Source organism: Halalkalibacter nanhaiisediminis (assembly GCF_007830185.1).
GTDB lineage: Bacteria > Bacillota > Bacilli > Bacillales > Bacillaceae_D > Halalkalibacter > Halalkalibacter nanhaiisediminis.
Window position 1 is genome coordinate 82,012 of record NZ_VLKZ01000007.1, and the last position, 16,891, is coordinate 98,902.

General features: G+C 38.8%; 15 protein-coding genes. All 15 read left to right on the forward strand.

The features are described 5' to 3' along the window. The first annotated feature begins 1 nt into the window (after position 1). Positions 2–529, forward strand: a complete 528-nt coding sequence (locus tag IQ10_RS13310; RefSeq protein ID WP_144450986.1) for a DUF6115 domain-containing protein — start codon at positions 2–4, stop codon at positions 527–529. Positions 530–691: 162 nt separating this feature from the next. Further along, the gene (gene rpsB / locus IQ10_RS13315; RefSeq protein WP_144450987.1) at positions 692–1,411 is read left to right on the forward strand and encodes a 30S ribosomal protein S2; all 720 of its coding nucleotides are present in this window, start codon (positions 692–694) and stop codon (positions 1,409–1,411) included. 270 nt (positions 1,412–1,681) lie between these two features. After that, positions 1,682–2,566, forward strand: coding sequence for a translation elongation factor Ts (tsf, locus tag IQ10_RS13320; RefSeq protein WP_144450988.1), 885 nt, complete (start codon positions 1,682–1,684; stop codon positions 2,564–2,566). A gap of 71 nt (positions 2,567–2,637) precedes the next feature. Then, positions 2,638–3,357, forward strand: coding sequence for a UMP kinase (gene pyrH / locus IQ10_RS13325; protein ID WP_144450989.1), 720 nt, complete (start codon positions 2,638–2,640; stop codon positions 3,355–3,357). After that, positions 3,357–3,914: a ribosome recycling factor gene (gene frr / locus IQ10_RS13330; protein WP_144450990.1), complete on the forward strand. Its 558-nt coding sequence runs from the start codon at positions 3,357–3,359 to the stop codon at positions 3,912–3,914. Before pyrH ends, frr begins: the two co-directional genes overlap by 1 nt. A 143-nt stretch (positions 3,915–4,057) precedes the next feature. Continuing rightward, positions 4,058–4,825, forward strand: coding sequence for an undecaprenyl pyrophosphate synthase (gene uppS / locus IQ10_RS13335; RefSeq protein ID WP_144450991.1), 768 nt, complete (start codon positions 4,058–4,060; stop codon positions 4,823–4,825). 17 nt (positions 4,826–4,842) lie between these two features. Then, on the forward strand, positions 4,843–5,640 hold the full coding sequence (locus IQ10_RS13340; RefSeq protein ID WP_144450992.1) for a phosphatidate cytidylyltransferase: 798 nt from the start codon (positions 4,843–4,845) through the stop codon (positions 5,638–5,640). Positions 5,641–5,707: 67 nt separating this feature from the next. Continuing rightward, positions 5,708–6,856: a 1-deoxy-D-xylulose-5-phosphate reductoisomerase gene (locus tag IQ10_RS13345; RefSeq protein ID WP_144451068.1), complete on the forward strand. Its 1,149-nt coding sequence runs from the start codon at positions 5,708–5,710 to the stop codon at positions 6,854–6,856. Between the two features lie 20 nt (positions 6,857–6,876). Beyond that, positions 6,877–8,133: an RIP metalloprotease RseP gene (gene rseP, locus IQ10_RS13350; RefSeq protein ID WP_144450993.1), complete on the forward strand. Its 1,257-nt coding sequence runs from the start codon at positions 6,877–6,879 to the stop codon at positions 8,131–8,133. A 37-nt stretch (positions 8,134–8,170) separates the two neighbouring features. Beyond that, on the forward strand, positions 8,171–9,883 hold the full coding sequence (locus IQ10_RS13355; protein WP_144450994.1) for a proline--tRNA ligase: 1,713 nt from the start codon (positions 8,171–8,173) through the stop codon (positions 9,881–9,883). A 216-nt stretch (positions 9,884–10,099) separates the two neighbouring features. Further along, positions 10,100–14,401: a PolC-type DNA polymerase III gene (locus IQ10_RS13360; protein ID WP_144450995.1), complete on the forward strand. Its 4,302-nt coding sequence runs from the start codon at positions 10,100–10,102 to the stop codon at positions 14,399–14,401. A 224-nt stretch (positions 14,402–14,625) separates the two neighbouring features. Continuing rightward, positions 14,626–15,096, forward strand: coding sequence for a ribosome maturation factor RimP (rimP, locus tag IQ10_RS13365; protein WP_144450996.1), 471 nt, complete (start codon positions 14,626–14,628; stop codon positions 15,094–15,096). A gap of 53 nt (positions 15,097–15,149) precedes the next feature. Continuing rightward, positions 15,150–16,289, forward strand: coding sequence for a transcription termination factor NusA (gene nusA, locus IQ10_RS13370; RefSeq protein WP_144450997.1), 1,140 nt, complete (start codon positions 15,150–15,152; stop codon positions 16,287–16,289). Positions 16,290–16,307: 18 nt separating this feature from the next. Beyond that, positions 16,308–16,580, forward strand: a complete 273-nt coding sequence (rnpM, locus tag IQ10_RS13375) for an RNase P modulator RnpM (protein WP_144450998.1) — start codon at positions 16,308–16,310, stop codon at positions 16,578–16,580. Next, positions 16,577–16,885, forward strand: a complete 309-nt coding sequence (locus IQ10_RS13380; protein WP_144450999.1) for a YlxQ family RNA-binding protein — start codon at positions 16,577–16,579, stop codon at positions 16,883–16,885. Before rnpM ends, IQ10_RS13380 begins: the two co-directional genes overlap by 4 nt. The last annotated feature ends 6 nt before the right edge of the window (positions 16,886–16,891 follow it).

The following is a 16,891-nucleotide window of genomic DNA, read 5'->3' on the forward strand; positions in this document are numbered from 1 at the left end:
CATGAGCACGATTTTAATCATCATAAGCTTGCTATTACATGGTGTAACTTTTCTTTGGATCATAACACTGATGCAGCGTGAAAAGCAGCCTGAAGCTTCGAAGCAAGAAATGGAAAAAATTAAAGATGAATTGGAAGATTTACTGATTGCTTATACAGCGGAAATAAAAGAGGGAAATGAACGACTCTTGAAACAACTAGAGGAAAACAAGCAGTTAAATCAAGTGACTGAACGTAGGACTGCTCCAGAGATAAAAAATGTTGAAGAACCTGTAAAAGTGAAAGGAAATCATTATGCTCCACACAACATTCACGTAAAGCAAAATGACTTTGAAGAAGAGCCAGAAGAGCGGTACGATGAGTATAGCCCTCCAGTTGTTAATCAAGCAACTGAGGATATGTACTATGAACAATCTGATACTGCAAAAGTATTGGCACTTGCTAAACAGGGTCTTTCGGTTGAACAAATCGCAAAGAAACTAAACATGGGGAAAGGTGAAGTAGACCTAATGTTGAAATTTTATCGTTAAAGCGCGAAATTTCTTGCATCCCCAATCTCTATGTGATATAGTAATCAACGGTGTTAATCACACACGTTTTCTAATTTATGTGATGGTGCTGGGTATCCAGTTTCACGTAAAGATGAGGAAAACGGAGGCTTAAAAAAACCAAAATTGAAGGAGGTGTTTGATGTGGCAGTTATCTCCATGAAACAATTATTAGAAGCTGGGGTACACTTCGGTCACCAAACTCGTCGTTGGAACCCTAAAATGGATCGCTACATCTTCACAGAACGTAACGGAATTTACATCATTGACCTACAAAAAACGGTTAAAAAGGTTGAGGAAGCGTATAATTTTGTACGTGACTTAGCTGCTGACGGAGGAAAAATCCTTTTCGTTGGTACGAAAAAGCAAGCTCAAGACTCAGTTAAAGAAGAAGCTGAGCGTTGCGGCATGTACTTCATTAACCAACGTTGGTTAGGTGGTACACTAACGAACTTTGAAACAATCCAAAAGCGTATTACTCGTCTTAAGAACCTTGAAAAAATGCAAGAAGACGGTACATTCGATGTTCTTCCAAAGAAAGAAGTTATTCTTCTTAAGAAGGAAATGGAGCGTTTAGAGAAGTTTTTAGGCGGTATCAAGGATATGCAAGGTGTTCCTGATGCACTATTTGTTATCGATCCTCGTAAAGAGCGTATTGCTATTGCGGAAGCTCACAAGTTGAACATCCCAATTGTTGCAATTGTAGATACAAACTGTGACCCTGATGAAATTGATTATGTTATTCCTGGTAACGATGATGCAATTCGTGCAGTTAAGCTTTTAACTGGTAAAATGGCGGATGCAGTAATCGAAGCTACTTCTGGTGAAGAAGAAATAGAGGTTGAAGAAACAACAACAGCTTAATTTCATTTACTCAAAGGGTGGTAAAGGGGGATTACCCTTTACCATCTTTTTTTGAAAGATAAGAGAGTATAAAGTTCAATGATGTCTGGCTAGAGCGTCTAGTCGCTCGAGGTTGCTTCAGTCTGTAAATGGTTACCTAAAACCTGGCAACACATGGACAGTCCTCCAGGACTTGTTGCGGATGAACAAGGCGCTTGCGCTTTTCTTATCAAAAATGATATGGATAATGATGTATGTGTACATACTGATACTTTAAGGAGGCGTTTTAAAATGGCTGTAACAGCAAGCATGGTAAAAGAATTACGTGAAAAAACTGGCGCTGGAATGATGGATTGTAAGAAAGCCCTAACTGAAACTGGCGGAGATATGGAAAAGGCAATTGATTTCTTACGTGAAAAGGGAATTGCAAGTGCTGCTAAAAAGGCAGATCGTGTAGCAGCTGAAGGTCTTACTCTTGTCAAATCAGAAGGAAACAAAGCAGTAATTGTTGAAGTAAACTCTGAAACAGACTTCGTTGCCAAAAACGAAAACTTCCAAAACCTTGTTAATGACTTAGCTTCTCATATTCTTGCAACATCACCTGCTTCAGTTGAAGAAGTACTTGAACAACCTTTTGGTAATGAAGGACAAACAGTACAAGAATATATCAACGCGTCAATTTCTAAAATTGGTGAAAAGCTTTCTCTTCGCCGTTTTGAAATTGTTGAAAAAGAAGAAGGCGACGTATTTGGTGAGTACCTACACATGGGAGGACGTATTGGTGTCTTAACTGTCATTGGTGATTCAACAGATAGTGAGTTAGCTAAAGATGTTGCGATGCATATTGCAGCAATTAATCCTACTTACGTATCTCGTGATGAAGTATCACAAGATGAAGTTGAACGTGAGCGTGAAGTTCTTAAGCAACAAGCATTAAACGAAGGTAAGCCTGAGAATATCGTTGAGAAAATGGTAGAAGGTCGCCTTAGCAAATACTTTGAACAAGTATGTCTTCTTGACCAACCATTTGTAAAAGATGGTGATCAAAAAGTTGGTAAATACGTTCAAGCTAAAGGTGCAAAAGTAAAAAGCTTTATCCGTTATGAAGTTGGAGAAGGAATGGAAAAGCGTGAAGATAACTTTGCAGAAGAAGTTATGTCTCAAGTGAAGAAGTAATGAGTGAAGGGGCACAATGTGTCCCTTTTTTCAGAGAGATTTGTAAACTTCATGTCATGACGGAGGTACTAATGAAAACATATAAACGTGTGGTGTTAAAGCTAAGTGGTGAAGCGTTAGCTGGTGAACTTGGCTATGGTATTGATCCGACAGTCATTCAGTCTGTCGCAAAGCAAGTAAAAGAAATTGTTGAACTAGACGTTGAAGTAGCTGTTGTCGTTGGTGGCGGTAATATTTGGCGTGGAATGGCAGGGAGTGCAAAAGGAATGGACCGTGCGACAGCCGATTATATGGGTATGCTTGCAACGGTTATGAATTCATTAGCACTACAAGATAGCTTAGAGGATATTGGTGTTCAAACTAGAGTGCAAACGTCGATTGAAATGCGTCAAGTAGCTGAACCATATATCCGTCGAAAAGCCATTCGACATCTTGAAAAGAAACGTGTTGTTATTTTTGCAGCAGGTACTGGTAATCCGTATTTTTCAACTGATACGACTGCGGCCTTACGTGCAGCTGAAATCGAAGCAGAGGTCATTCTAATGGCTAAAAACAATGTAGATGGTGTTTACAGTGCTGACCCATCTGTAGATCAAAATGCAAAGAAATATTCAACTATTTCTTATATGGAAGTATTGAAAAATGGATTAGCTGTAATGGACTCAACCGCTTCTTCACTTTGTATGGATAATGACATTCCATTAATTGTATTCTCTATTATGGAGGAAGGTAATATTAAGCGGGCTGTACTAGGTGAAGAAATTGGAACATTAGTAAGGGGGAACTCATAATGTCAACAGAGGTAATCAATGACGCTAAGCAACGTATGATAAAAGCAATCGAAGCGCTTAATCGTGAACTTGCTAAATTAAGAGCAGGTCGTGCAAATCCAGCGCTACTCGACCGAGTAACCGTTGAATATTACGGCGCAGAGACGCCACTTAATCAGTTAGCAACGATTTCAGTTCCTGAAGCTAGATTGTTAACGATTCAACCATTTGACAAAACTTCTATTAATGATATTGAACGAGCTATTCAAAAAGCAGATCTTGGTTTAACTCCTTCAAATGATGGAGCTATTATCCGTATTTCCATTCCTCCATTAACAGAGGAACGTCGTAAAGATCTTGTTAAGTTAGTAAAGCGTGCTGCTGAAGAAGCGAAAGTTGCTGTTCGAAATGTTCGCCGTGATGCAAATGATGATCTTAAGAAGTTGCAAAAAGATGGTGAAATGACAGAAGATGAATTACGTCGTTTGACAGATGATGTTCAAAAGTTAACAGATAAGAACATTGCTCAAGTTGACGAGGTAGCAGAAAAGAAAGAAAAAGAAATCATGGAAGTGTAAGCTAGTTCCATGTAAAATAGGACATAGTAAAAGACCCTCTTTTATTCTAGGGGGTTTTTTACACTTTCTTACTTGTTATGTGTTTTTTAATTAATGGCAAGAATAGGAAGAGACCTGCTGCTACATAGATGGAGGGCGTAAAAATGCTTGAAAAGTTAACAAAATGGAAGTCTGCTTTCTCTTCCCAAGAAGAGACTGAGAAAATAGAACGAGTAAACATACCAAAGCATATTGCGATCATTATGGATGGAAACGGGCGATGGGCGAAGCAAAAAGGGTTACCCCGGATTGCTGGGCATCGTGAAGGAATGAAAGTCATTAATAAAATTGTTCGAAAAGCAAATGAGCTCGGTGTAGAAGTCTTAACATTATACGCATTTTCAACGGAGAATTGGAAGCGACCAAAAACAGAAGTTGATTATTTAATGAAGCTTCCTGAGCGCTTTTTAGGTATTGAGCTACCGAAGTTAAAAGAAGAGAATGTGAAAGTGCGTTTAATGGGTAGCCTTGAGAATTTACCCGAGCATACACAAAAAGCCGTATTTAAAGCTGTAAAAGAAACAGAGGATAACAACGGACTAATATTGAATTTTGCTCTGAATTATGGAAGTAGATTTGAAATGATTGAAGCGATTAAAGGAATATCGAAGCAGGTTGAAGCGGGTACGTTATTACCAGAACAAATTGATGAAGTTATCTTCGAAAAACATTTAATGACAGCCGAATTATCTGATCCTGATCTACTTATTCGAACAAGTGGAGAAATTCGTTTAAGTAATTTCATGCTTTGGCAGCTTGCCTATAGTGAATTTTGGTTTACAGATGTTCTTTGGCCAGATTTTAATGAACACCATTTTACAGAAGCCATTGCCGTCTATCAAAAACGAGCGCGCAGGTATGGAGGCGTTTAAGAGAGGGGCGATGTGAGTTGAAAGAGAGAATTATAACAGGTATTCTTGGCGGAGCCCTTTTTGTTAGTATGGTTATAGTCGGAGGATGGATTTTCGCTTTATTTATATCCATTGTAGCATCTGTTGCCATGATCGAATTATTAAAAATGAAAAAAATTGCACCTATTTCGTTAATGGGTTTAATTAGTTTATTATCTATGTGGCTATTACTAGTGCCGACGAGCTGGTTTGACCAAGTGATGCCATCTTATTTTACCAAAGTTGAAATATTTGTGTTTATGATTTTGGTATTATTAATGTTTACGGTCATAACGAAAAATACATTTACCTTTGATCAAGTTGGATTTGTGATTCTTTCGTCTGTGTATGTAGGGTTTGGATTCCACTACTTAATTATGACACGAGAAATTCCTGAGTACGGGATGATCCTTGTCTTCTTCATCTTATTCCTTATTTGGACAACGGATTCCGGTGCCTATTTTGTTGGGCGTAAATGGGGTAAAAATAAGCTATGGCCTGATATAAGTCCGAAAAAAACGATTGAAGGCTCAATTGGTGGAATCGTTGCGGCTATCATAATAGGTACAATTTTTTATATGATTGTTCCAATTTTCCCAAGCTATTTAACAGCATTATTCGTCATTATTGTCGCCTCTATTTTTGGACAACTTGGGGATTTGGTTGAATCAGCTTTGAAGCGTCATTATGCTGTAAAAGATTCAGGTAATGTTCTTCCAGGACACGGAGGAATTTTAGATCGTTTTGATAGCCTGATTTATGTGATGCCGATTCTTCATTTACTTCAGCTTATTTAATCGATCATACGTAATATCATCACGACCTATAAGGGTCAGTAATATTCTAAAATAGAAGGTGAATATGTTGAAGTATATAAGTTTGCTAGGGGCGACTGGTTCAATTGGAACACAAACATTGGATATTATTCGAATGCACCCTGATCAATTTACATTAGTATCCATGTCGGTAGGACGCAATATCGATTTAGCTTTAAAGCAAGTTCATGAATTTAAGCCAAGACTTTTATCGGTTCAAACAAAAGAGGATTATGATAAACTGATTCATGAGGTTCCGTCCTCCACAACTGTTGTATACGGTGAAGAGGGATTAGTTCAGGTAGCGACTGACCAAAAAGCAACGATTCTTGTGAATGCTGTTTTAGGAAGTGTTGGTCTTGCTCCTACACTTGCAGCTATTAAGGCAGGGAAAACGATTGCGATTGCTAATAAAGAAACACTAGTAACAGCTGGGCATATTGTAACGTCGGCGGCCAAGAAATATCAAGTTCCACTACTTCCTGTTGATAGTGAACATTCGGCAATTTTTCAAGCATTAAACGGGGAAAATAGGCAGGAAGTAGAGAAATTAATACTTACTGCTTCTGGCGGCAGTTTTAGAGATCGAACAAGAGCCGAGCTAGAAGGTGTAACCGTTCATGAAGCTCTAAATCATCCAAATTGGTCAATGGGCGCAAAAATAACAATTGATTCAGCAACGATGATGAACAAGGGTCTTGAAGTGATTGAAGCGCATTGGCTTTTTGATATGCCTTATGAGAAAATTGATGTTTTGCTTCATAAGGAAAGCATTATTCACTCGATGGTTGAATATATCGATCATAGTGTGATTGCGCAGCTAGGTACTCCAGATATGCGTGTACCGATTCAATATGCCCTAACATACCCGAATCGTCTTAATAGTTCGTCACGTGAACGTCTTAATTTAGCGGAAATAGGAAAGCTTCATTTTTCGCCGTTAGACATGGAGCGATATCGTTGTATGGCATTTGCGTACGAAGCTGGGCGAATTGGTGGAACAATGCCTACTGTATTAAATGCTGCGAATGAAGTGGCTGTTGCTTATTTTCTTGAAAATCGTTTATCATTTCTAGATATTGAGTCAACAATTGAACAAGCTCTTGAACGTCATCAAGTTACCTCTAATCCGTCATTAGATGATATTATTGCTGTAGATCAAGAGACGAGAGCCTTTATCCACTCGCTCATCCAATAAGAAAGGTGGACATATAAGTAATGAATACATTATTATCAGTCATTGTCATTTTCGGTCTTCTCGTGTTCATTCATGAATGGGGTCACTTGTATTTTGCAAAAAGAGCAGGAATTCTTTGCCGAGAATTTGCGATTGGTTTTGGTCCTAAGATTTATTCGTTTAAGAAAGATGAAACGGTCTATACGATTCGACTTTTACCATTAGGCGGTTTTGTGCGAATGGCTGGAGAAGATCCTGAAATGATTGATATTAAGCCAGGCTATGAAGTTGGCCTTGTCTTTAATAAAATAGGAAAAGTAAGTCAAATCATCGTAAATAATAAATCAAAGCATCCAGAAGCTCAAGTTGTTCAAGTTGAAAGAATTGATCTTGAGCGTGAATTAATCATTGAAGCATACAATGATGAAGACGAGCGTATGCAATATCAGGTTGATCCAAAGGCGGAGCTTATCCAAGATGAGAAAGCGACACAAATTGCACCGTGGGATCGCCAGTTTGGTTCGAAAACAGTTGGACAACGAGCATTAGCCATCTTCGCTGGACCGATGATGAACTTTGTCCTTGCAGTCGTTATTTTAATAGCATTTGCCCTCATGCAAGGTATACCTGTCGATGAAGCACAAATTGGAGAGTTATCACCTGAAGGAGCTGCCTTTGAAGCGGGTCTTCAGGAAGGCGATCAAGTTTTAGCAATTGATGGTCAGCCTCTTGCGTCATGGGAGGAAATGACAAGCGTTATTCAACAAAACCCAAATCAATCAATTGCTTTTGAAGTAGAGCGTAATGGCGAGGTTTTAACTGTTCCAGTTACGCCTCAAGAAAGAGTAGGTCAATTTGGCGATGCTGAAGGCTTTATTGGGATTGCAAGTCCTACTGAATTTTCTCTAATCGGCTCAATTCAATATGGTTTTACACAAACTTATACATTTATGAAGATGATTTTTGAAGTTCTTGGAATGATCGTGACAGGACAATTTTCACTTGATTATGTTGCTGGGCCAGTTGGTATCTATAATTATACTGGTGAAGCTGCAGCGATGGGGATTTTCGTCTTAATGCAGTGGGCAGCAGCACTCAGTGTCAATTTAGGTATTATTAACCTTTTACCGATTCCTGCAATGGATGGTGGGCGATTAATTTTTATTGGGTTAGAAGCACTTAGAGGCAAGCCAATCGATCCACAAAAAGAAGGGTTAGTTCATTTCATTGGATTTGCGCTTCTCATGCTTTTAATGATTGTTGTCACTTGGAATGATATAAACAAATTTTTCATGTAATTAATTTGAATAAGATAGTTGGAAAGGACTTTTTAGAATGAGACAACGGACTTACTTATCACCGACATTACGAGATGTTCCAGCAGATGCTGAAATTAAAAGCCATCAATTAATGCTTCGTGCTGGCTTTATTCGTCAAACAGCTTCTGGAATATATTCTTATCTTCCTCTTGGAAGAAAAACTCTTCGCAAAGTCGAAGAAATCATTCGTGAAGAAATGAATGAAGCAGGGGGACAAGAAGTTCTGATGCCTGCAATCCAGCCAGCAGAGTTATGGGAAGAATCTGGACGTTTAGGTGATTATGGTCCTGAACTGATGAGATTGAAGGATCGTCATGGACGCGACTTCGTCCTTGGGGCAACACATGAAGAGGTCATTACAACACTCGTTCGTGATGATGTACAATCATACAAAAAGTTGCCAATGAACCTTTATCAAATTCAGACAAAGTATCGTGATGAACGTAGACCACGTTTTGGAGTGTTGCGTTCACGTGAGTTCATTATGAAGGATGCGTACTCATTTGATACGTCTCAAGAAGGTCTTGATCGTAGCTATGATGCTATGTATAATGCTTATCAAAACATTTTTTCACGCTGTCAACTTGATTTTCGCGCAGTAGAGGCTGACTCTGGCGCGATAGGTGGTACGGATACACATGAGTTCATGGTTCTGAGCGAGATTGGTGAGGACACAATAGCTTATTCCGATCAATCTAATTTTGCAGCAAATATCGAGATTGCACCAATACAAATGACTTATATAAAATCCAATGAGCCTTTAGGTGAACTTGAAGTTGTCGACACACCGAATGTGCGCACAATTAGTGAAGTATCCGAGTTTTTGGATGTTAACGCGAATCAAACAATCAAATCACTTCTCTTCATTGTAGACGAGCAGCCAGTATTGGTGCTTGTACGTGGTGATCATGAAGTAAATGAAATCAAGGTTAAGAATGCATTTAATAAAGCAACTGTAGAACTTGCTACACCAGAACAAGCGGCTGAGCTATTAAATTGTGAAACAGGTTTTATCGGACCAATTAACTTACCAAAATCAGTGACTGTTATTGCCGATAAAGCTGTAGAAGCTATAGTTAATGGTATTTGTGGTGCAAATGAACGAGATAAGCATGTTAAAAATGTCAATCCTGATCGTGATTTTAACGTATTGCGTTATGAAGATTTACGTTTCATTCAGGAGGGTGATCCTTCACCTTGTGGTAAAGGTATAATCAAGTTTGCAATGGGGATTGAAGTTGGACATGTCTTCAAACTAGGTACGAAATACAGTGAAGCATTAGGGGCAACTTATTTAGATGAGAAGGGTAAGACGCAAACAATGATTATGGGCTGTTACGGGATAGGTGTTTCCAGAACAGTAGCTGCCATTGTTGAGCAGCATCACGATGAGAATGGGATCGTCTGGCCGACGTCTGTTGCACCATTTGATCTTCACCTTGTAACAATTAATGTGAAGGATCAAGATCAAAATGAGCTTGGTGAAAAGCTGTACAACTCTTTAAAACAGCAACGTTTTGAGGTCCTGTATGATGATCGTCCTGAACGAGCTGGTGTTAAGTTTAAGGATTCTGATTTAATTGGCCTTCCTATACGTGTCGCGGTCGGTAAAAAAGCGTCAGAAGGTATTGTAGAAGTAAAGGTACGTAAAACTGGCGAAATGATTGAAGTTCCTGTAGCTGACTTACAAGCTACATTAACGACATTATTTGAACAATTGAGTAAGTAGGGTGTCCTTTTACGAAAATAAAACAATCAATAAGTAAGGCTGACTCAGGTATTGAAATGCTTGCTCCGATCATAAACACTATTGTGTAAGAAGACATTCTTATTGATAGTAGGTTATATAAAGTGGAGGAGAGACTATCGTGAGTTAGTCTTTTCTCTTTTTCATTCGTCTAAAAGAGAATGATATTGAACTAGATTTATTGGGGAGGGAAACGGCATGTCCTTGGATGAGCAACTACGAAAAGAACGACTTCAATTACTTCTCCAACAGATTCAAATGCCAGAAGAAATAATAAGTACTCATTTTAAAAACGGTAAGATACGGAAGCTCATGATCTCAAAAGAAAAAAAGGCTTGGCATTTTCATATTGAGCTTCCAGTTGTGATGCCTTCAGCCATTTATGAGCTTTTTACTGAACGAATGAGAGTTACGTTTGAACACATTGCCAAAGTTAGCTTCACTTTTCATTATGCTACGACTCAGTTACAAGAATCTCAGTGGGTTGATTATTGGCCTTTAATTATTTCAAAGATCTCATCGATTTCTGAAGGGATTCGTGACTTGCTGTCTAAGCAAACCCCTTCATACGACGGGAAACGTCTCATTATTCAAGTTCGAAATGAAACGGAGGCAGTTGCGTTAAAACGAAAATTAAGTGAACCACTCATGCAATGCGTTCAATCACTTAGCTTACCGAGTATTCAAATCGATACAGACATTCGTGAATCAAAACAAGAATTTGAGAAATTTGTTGAGCAGCGTGAACAAGAAGATCACTCAAAGGTTGTTGAAGCCATTCTTGAAAAGAAGAAGCTTGAAGAGCAGACAGAAAAAGAAATCAGTGGAAAAAATCTTGTGCTTGGGTATCCAATTAAAGACGATCCAATCCCGCTTGAAGCTATTATTGATGAAGAACGCCGAGTCACTGTACAGGGCTATGTTTTTCACTCAGAAACGAGAGAATTGCGAAGTGGACGAACATTATTAACGTTTAAAATAACCGATTATACAGACTCGATTTTAGTAAAAATGTTCTCTCGTGATAAAGAAGACGTTCCTCTATTACAAGCTGTAAAAAAGGGAATGTGGCTAAAAGTTCGTGGTGGTATTCAAAACGATACGTTTGTAAGAGATTTAGTTATGATTGCTAATGATGTCAATCAATTGTCTCCGATTGAACGTCGTGATCTTGCTGGGGAAGAGGACAAACGAGTTGAACTTCATATGCATACGACCATGAGTCAAATGGACGGCGTAGTATCTGCTGGAAGGTACGTGGAGCAGGCAGCAAAATGGGGGCATCCAGCAGTAGCAATCACAGATCATGGTGTAGTACAAGCCTTTCCAGAAGCTTATTCAGCTGGAAAGAAACATGGTATCAAGGTTTTATATGGGTTAGAAGCTAATCTCGTTGATGATGGAGTTCCCATTGCGTATAACGAAGACCATCGATTATTAATGGAAGATGAATATGTCGTGTTTGACGTTGAAACAACGGGTCTTTCAGCTGTTTATAATAAAATAATTGAGTTAGCTGCCGTTAAGATTAAAGGTGGGGAAATCATTGATCGTTTTGAATCGTTTGCCGATCCTCACGAACCACTGACAAATACGATTATTGAATTAACAGGAATTACCGATGATATGGTAAAAGGTCAGCCAGAAATTGATCAAGTGTTACGTGATTTTCACGAATTTGTCGGCGACTCTATCCTTGTTGCCCATAATGCGAGCTTTGACATGGGCTTTTTAAATGTAGGATACCAAAAAATTGGTCTTGGTGAAGCGAAAAACCCAGTGATTGATACACTTGAATTGGGGCGTTTTCTCTATCCAGAGCTGAAAAACCATCGTTTAAATACGTTATGTAAGAAATTTGATATTGAGCTTGTCAGTCACCACAGAGCGATTTACGATGCAGAAGCAACAGGGTATTTACTATGGAAAATGGTAAAAGATGCGACTGAACGTGAAATAGAATATCATGATCAATTAAATGAACATATGGGTCAAGGAAATTTTCATCGTCAACGTCCGTCTCATATTATAATTCTTGCCCAGACGCAAGAAGGGCTGAAGAACTTATTTAAACTTGTTTCGATGTCTCATGTGGAGTACTATTTTCGGACACCTAGGATTCCTCGCTCACAATTGCAAAAGCATCGGAAAGGGTTATTAATAGGTTCTGCATGTGACAAAGGGGAAGTTTTTGAAGGCATGATGCAAAAATCACCTGACGAGGTTGAGCAAATTGCTGCTTTTTATGATTACTTAGAAGTACAACCTCTTGGAAATTATCAGCATTTGATTGAAAGAGAGCTCGTTAAAAATGAAACGGAGCTTGAGGAAATTGTCTCCAATATTGTTCAACTTGGTGAAAAGTTGGACAAGCCAGTTGTTGCAACGGGAAATGTCCATTATCTACAGGAAGAAGATTATATTTATCGGAAAATTTTAATTGCTTCTCAAGGAGGAGCAAATCCATTAAATAAACAAACGCTTCCACAGGTTCATTTCCGGACAACAGATGAGATGCTTGAGGCTTTTGCTTTTTTAGGTGAAGAAAAAGCAAAAGAAATTGTCGTGGGTAATACACAAAAAGTGGCTAGTATGATAGATGAAGTGCACCCGATTCCTGATCAGCTCTACACGCCTAAAATTGAGGGTGCAGACGATGAAATAAGACAAATGAGCTATGACCGGGCGCGAAGTATATACGGAGAAAATTTACCTGAAATCGTTGAAGCACGAATTGAAAAAGAATTAAAAAGTATTATCGGGCACGGTTTTGCCGTTATTTACTTGATATCACATAAGCTTGTAAAGAAATCGTTGATAGACGGTTACCTTGTTGGTTCACGTGGATCTGTCGGTTCCTCTTTTGTCGCAACGATGACAGAGATAACTGAGGTTAATCCACTTCCTCCTCATTATGTTTGTCCAAATTGTCATTATTCTTATTTTTTTAATGATGGCTCAGTCGGTTCAGGCTATGACCTTCCTGATAAAGATTGCACAGAGTGTGGAACCCCTTATATTAAAGATGGACAAGATATTCCCTTTGAAACGTTCTTAGGATTTAAAGGAGATAAGGTACCAGATATTGATTTGAATTTCTCTGGTGAATATCAACCACGTGCCCATCATTATACGAAAGAATTATTCGGTGAAGAATATGTATACCGTGCTGGAACGATCGGCACGGTTGCGGAAAAAACAGCGTATGGTTATGTAAAGGGCTACCAGGGAGATCATGATTTGCATATGCGCGGGGCAGAAATTGACCGTCTCGTATCTGGTTGTACGGGGGTAAAGAGAACAACAGGACAACATCCAGGGGGTATTATCGTTGTTCCTGATTACATGGATATCCATGATTTTAGCCCGATTCAATTTCCAGCAGACGACAAAAATGCTGAATGGAAAACGACACATTTTGACTTTCATTCGATTCATGATAACTTGTTGAAGCTAGATATTCTTGGACATGACGACCCGACGGTTATTCGGATGCTCCAAGATTTAAGTGGAATTGACCCGAAAACGATTCCGACAGACGATCCAGAGGTTATGAAAATTTTTAGTAGTCCAGAAGTATTGGGTGTGACCGAAGAGCAAATCATGTGTAAAACAGGTACGCTTGGTATTCCTGAATTTGGGACGAGATTTGTTAGACAAATGCTTGAAGAAACAAAGCCAAGTACGTTTTCAGAGCTTGTGCAAATATCAGGTCTTTCTCATGGTACAGATGTTTGGCTTAACAATGCCAATGAATTGATCTACAACGGAACATGTGAGTTAAAAGATGTAATTGGATGTCGTGATGACATTATGGTTTATCTCATCTATAAAGGTCTTGAACCTTCTTTAGCGTTTAAAATTATGGAATCTGTTCGTAAAGGGAAAGGACTTCCGCCTGAATGGATTGAGGAAATGAAAAAACATGATGTGCCTGATTGGTATATTGGATCATGTTTAAAAATCAAGTACATGTTTCCAAAAGCCCATGCGGCAGCCTATGTTTTAATGGCCGTTCGAATTGCTTATTTTAAAGTGCATCATCCGATTCTTTATTACGCTTCATATTTTACTGTTCGTGCAGATGATTTTGATTTGGATACGATGATTAAAGGCTCGACAGCTATCAAAGCAAAGGTCGAAGAAATTAATGCCAAAGGACTCGATGCTGCGCCAAAAGAAAAGGCAGTTTTAACGGTTCTCGAGCTTGCACTTGAAATGTCTGAACGAGGGTTTTCATTCCAAAAGGTTGATTTGTACCGTTCAAGTGCAACGGAATTCATTGTTGAAGGAAACTCTTTACTTCCACCATTTAATGCGATGACAGGTGTTGGAACGAATGCTGCACTTAATATTGTAAATGCAAGAAAAGAGAGAGAGTTTTTGTCGAAGGAAGATTTGCAGCAACGAAGCAAGCTGACAAAAACAGTCCTTGAACATCTTGATGAACATGGCTGTTTAGAAGGAATGCCTGATTCCAATCAGCTTTCTCTCTTCTAGTTATAAGCTTCTAGTTCATTTGCAAAGGTAGAAAGAGTATGGTATTGTATTTATGGTAATACTTAGAATACGTTACGCAAAAGAGTGGGGAAACCCACTCTTTCGTTGTTCGTTTAACTATTTTTTATGTAAAAAATAGACCTTTGTTACTGGATAGATAAGCTACGTACACATTCTAATAGCTTTTTATACATGAAACCAATTAAACAGCAAGGAGGGTACAGATGAGTCAAAAAGTAACAGATTTAGTGAGTGAGATGGTTACACCAATTGTTAATGAGCTTGGGTTAGAGCTTGTTGATATTGAATTTAAAAAAGAGGGGCCCAATTGGTTTCTTAGAGTTTTTATTGACTCTGATAAGGGTGTTGACCTCGAAGATTGCGGACAAGTGAGTGAGCAACTTAGTGAGAAGCTTGACGAGCTTGATCCGATTGATCAAGCTTATTTCCTTGAAGTGTCTTCACCTGGAGCAGAACGTCCTCTAAAGAAAGAAAAAGACATTAAGAAGGCTGTAGGGAAGAATGTTCATGTGACAACGTATGAGCCTATTGATGGGGAAAAGGTATTTGAAGGAGAGCTTACTAACTTTAATGGTGAACAGCTTGAAATTAATGTAAAGATTAAAACAAGAACAAAAACTTACACTATTCCTTATGAAAAGGTAGCAAAAGCAAGGTTGGCAATTATCTTCTAATTCATTAGAAGCTCGTATGCTTATCTTGATATTGAAAGGGGGAAAAAAAGTCCATGAATAGTGAATTTATGGATGCATTAGCAACGCTAGAAAGAGAAAAAGGGATCGAAAAAGAGGTTATTATCGAAGCAATAGAAGCAGCCCTTATTTCAGGTTATAAACGTAACTTTAATCAAGTTCAAAATGTGCGTGTTGATGTTAATAGAGATACTGGAACCATTCGTGTCTATGCAAGAAAGACAATTGTTGAAGAGGTATTTGATGCAAGATTAGAGATATCTTTAGACGAAGCCCGAAAGATCAACCCGAATTTTGATGTTGATGACGTTGTGGAAATCGAAGTAACGCCAAAAGACTTTGGCCGTATTGCTGCACAAACAGCAAAGCAAGTTGTAACACAAAGAGTTCGTGAGGCAGAACGTGGTATTATTTATTCTGATTTCATTGATCGAGAAGAAGATATCATGACTGGAATTGTTCAACGACAGGACCATCGTTTCATTTATGTTGATTTAGGCAAGGTAGAAGCTCTTCTTCCATTAAATGAACAAATGCCTAATGAGACTTATAAGCATAATGACCGAATCAAGGCTTTTATTACAAAAGTTGAAAAAACGACAAAAGGTCCACAAATTTTAATTTCACGTACACACCCTGGGCTTCTAAAGCGATTATTTGAGCTTGAAGTACCTGAAATTTACGATGGAACAGTTGAAATAAAGTCAGTATCGCGTGAAGCTGGTGATCGTTCGAAAATTGCCGTTCATGCTGAAAATCCTGAAGTAGATCCAGTTGGGGCTTGTGTTGGTCCGCGTGGTCAGCGTGTCCAAACAATTGTGAATGAGTTGAAGGGTGAAAAGATAGACATTGTTCGTTGGTCTGAAGATCCTGTTGAATATGTAGCAAATGCTCTAAGCCCGTCGAAGGTTCTTAAAGTCAATGTCAATGAAGAAGAAAAGATGACTCAAGTTATTGTGCCTGATTATCAGCTCTCGCTTGCAATTGGAAAACGTGGTCAAAATGCGCGACTAGCGGCAAAATTAACTGGTTGGAAGATAGACATCAAGAGTGAAACAGATGCTAGAGAGTTAGGATTGTTAGATGACGAGGCGGGATTTGTTACGGTTGAAGAGCAAGATGCAGCGAATGAAGACAGCTATGTTTCAGAAGTAGAAAGCAATGAGCAAGACTAAGAAAGGGAGATGGAGCCGATGAAGCAGCGCAAAGTTCCTCTTCGAAAATGTATTGTTACAAATGAAATGAAGCCAAAACAAGAATTAATCCGAATTGTTCGTTCTCCTGAAGGGGTCGTGACTGTTGATCTAACAGGAAAAATGAATGGTCGAGGAGCTTATATTAGTAATAATGAAGAGAGCTTCGAATTAGCCCAAAAAAAGGATGTCTTATCAAGGCATTTGCAGGTTAAAGTTAGTCCAGAAATTTATGATGAATTGAAAGAAGCGAGCAAACGAGGTCGCAAATGACACAGCCACAACAATGGATTTCATTACTAGGACTAGCGGCGCGGGCAAGGAAGCTTGTAACCGGGGAAGAGCTTGTTTTAAAAGAAGTTAGAAGAAAATCAGTTCGATTAATTCTTCTTTCTACTGATGCCGCTGAACAAACAAAGAAAAAGGTATTGGATAAATGCGGCCATTACAATATCCCAGTTCGAATTGTCTCCGATCGTGGGACATTAGGGCAAGCAATTGGGAAAGCGGAGAGAGTCGTCATTGGCGTCATGGATGATGGATTTGCGAAGAAAATGACCGCATTACTTGACCAATGATTCTGG

Excerpts from the sequence above, each read along its gene's own strand:
- IQ10_RS13310 (WP_144450986.1), top strand. The coding sequence starts at position 2 with ATGAGCACGATTTTAATCATCATAAGCTTGCTATTACATGGTGTAACT.
- tsf (WP_144450988.1), top strand. The coding sequence starts at position 1,682 with ATGGCTGTAACAGCAAGCATGGTAAAAGAATTACGTGAAAAAACTGGC.
- pyrH (WP_144450989.1), top strand. The coding sequence starts at position 2,638 with ATGAAAACATATAAACGTGTGGTGTTAAAGCTAAGTGGTGAAGCGTTA.
- frr (WP_144450990.1), top strand. The coding sequence starts at position 3,357 with ATGTCAACAGAGGTAATCAATGACGCTAAGCAACGTATGATAAAAGCA.
- uppS (WP_144450991.1), top strand. The coding sequence starts at position 4,058 with ATGCTTGAAAAGTTAACAAAATGGAAGTCTGCTTTCTCTTCCCAAGAA.
- rseP (WP_144450993.1), top strand. The coding sequence starts at position 6,877 with ATGAATACATTATTATCAGTCATTGTCATTTTCGGTCTTCTCGTGTTC.
- IQ10_RS13355 (WP_144450994.1), top strand. The coding sequence starts at position 8,171 with ATGAGACAACGGACTTACTTATCACCGACATTACGAGATGTTCCAGCA.
- IQ10_RS13360 (WP_144450995.1), top strand. The coding sequence starts at position 10,100 with ATGTCCTTGGATGAGCAACTACGAAAAGAACGACTTCAATTACTTCTC.
- rimP (WP_144450996.1), top strand. The coding sequence starts at position 14,626 with ATGAGTCAAAAAGTAACAGATTTAGTGAGTGAGATGGTTACACCAATT.
- nusA (WP_144450997.1), top strand. The coding sequence starts at position 15,150 with ATGAATAGTGAATTTATGGATGCATTAGCAACGCTAGAAAGAGAAAAA.
- rnpM (WP_144450998.1), top strand. The coding sequence starts at position 16,308 with ATGAAGCAGCGCAAAGTTCCTCTTCGAAAATGTATTGTTACAAATGAA.
- IQ10_RS13380 (WP_144450999.1), top strand. The coding sequence starts at position 16,577 with ATGACACAGCCACAACAATGGATTTCATTACTAGGACTAGCGGCGCGG.